Here is a 1,094-nt window from a genome sequence, read left to right as displayed (position 1 = left end):
GCCAGCAGCCCGGACGGCTACTACACCAAGCCCATCGCGCCGGGCGGCAACCAGGCACTGACCCTCAAGATCCCGATCCCCGTCGGCACGGCGCCCGTCGAGCACTACTCGTCGGTCAACCTCTACGCGACCGATGGCGCGTACATCGACAGCAAGAACCTCATCGCCGAGGAACCGGCTGTGCTGACCGGATCCACCGCGCAGGACCTCTTCGTCAAGAACGGCGGTCAGCTGGCCGTGGGTGGACCGGGCCGGCCGGCACAGGCGATGACGGCGCCGACCATCTCCGGAACCCAGGCCGCGGCGTTCACCGCCACGTTGCAGAACTCGACTGCTGCGTCGGCAGTGATCGGGTTCCAGCTCTATGACGACGGCTGCGCCCAGGTGGTCGTCAAGGACGGCAGTCTGGACGTCACCGCGGCAGCCCGCAACGGCACGTACCAGACACCGCCGTTGGCGAGGCTCGGCAAGCGGAACCTCACGATCTCCGTCAAGAACGTTCTTGCCGGCTGCCCGCGTGCGACCGTCTACGTGTACTCGAAGATAGGTGCAGCGCCCCCGCAGCAACTGTCGATCCTGCTCGCCAACAAGGCGGCCTGAGTCGTCCGTCCGACGGCGACCGGAACCCGCTCTCCACGAGCCGGATCCGGTCGTCGTCGACCTTGTGCGGACTGGTCATTCCGAGGCATGTGGATGCGGGTAAAGCGGTCTAGCGTCGATCGGTGACGGACCATCATGGGGGTGGTTCGCACCCATGACTGGGGGAGTCCCCGATGCAACCGTTCAACAACGCACGGAGGGCGCTCGCCGTCCTCGTCACCGGGATCGTGGCCGCTCTGGCTGGGGCCCTGCTGATCGTCCCGCCAGCCAGCGCAGCGAGCCATGCCGGTGAAGTGCTCCTGCGTGGCCCCGGCGGATCTGCCTACACCCGCGCCTACGCGGTCAGCCTGGTCGGCAAGGAGGGCGCCACCATGACGTACACCTTCCAGGTCCGCAACACCGGCACCACGCTGGCGCAGTACCGGATCAACATCCAGGACTGGAGCGGCGCCCAGGCACAGCTGTACGACGGCACGCTGCTCCTCAAGTCGCTG

At 67.3% G+C, this 1,094-nt stretch carries 2 protein-coding genes; both read left to right on the top strand.

The annotated features are described in order from the left end of the window. On the top strand, positions 1-600 hold a 600-nt coding region (locus ACOADB_RS24090), incomplete at its 5' end, for a hypothetical protein (RefSeq protein WP_378604764.1). 173 nt (positions 601-773) lie between these two features. Then, the coding region (locus ACOADB_RS24085; RefSeq protein WP_378604761.1) for a hypothetical protein at positions 774-1,094 on the top strand (321 nt) is incomplete at its 3' end.

This window comes from Nocardioides sp. CPCC 206348 (assembly GCF_048654705.1).
Classification (GTDB): Bacteria; Actinomycetota; Actinomycetes; order Propionibacteriales; family Nocardioidaceae; genus Nocardioides.
Note: the sequence above shows the minus strand (reverse complement) of the source record. Positions and strands in the feature narration are given on the sequence as shown.